At 64.7% G+C, this 320-nt stretch carries 1 protein-coding gene; it reads right to left on the bottom strand.

The genetic code is table 11. The features are described from left to right. Positions 1 to 320, bottom strand: a 320-nt coding sequence (locus SB764_RS39070) for an aldehyde dehydrogenase family protein (RefSeq protein ID WP_410866622.1), incomplete at both ends; no start/stop codon positions are given.

Raw genomic sequence — 320 nt, 5'->3', positions numbered from 1 at the left:
CTTCAGTTCGTCGATGCTGTCGAGTTCGATCAGCGTCGGCGGCACGAAGGTGCCTTGCGCGCAGCCTTCCGGCGTCGGCAGCTGCTCGACCTTGCGGCCTTTCTCGCGCATCGCCGCGATATGCGCGTCGATGCCGCGCTTCGCGTCGAGGTCGATCACCGGGCCGACGTCGATCGACAGACGATCCGGATTGCCCACGGCCAGCTCGCGCATCGCGCCGGTCAGCATTTCCAGTGTGCGGTCCGCAACATCATCCTGTAGACAAAGAACGCGCAGCGCGGAACACCGTTGACCGGCGGAATCGAACGACGACTGCAGCA

The sequence above is a fragment of the Paraburkholderia sp. SIMBA_027 genome (assembly GCF_046535315.1).
Classification (GTDB): domain Bacteria; phylum Pseudomonadota; class Gammaproteobacteria; order Burkholderiales; family Burkholderiaceae; genus Paraburkholderia; species Paraburkholderia tropica.
The sequence above is the reverse complement of the archived record's forward strand: the minus strand, read 5'-3'. Positions and strand labels throughout refer to the sequence as shown.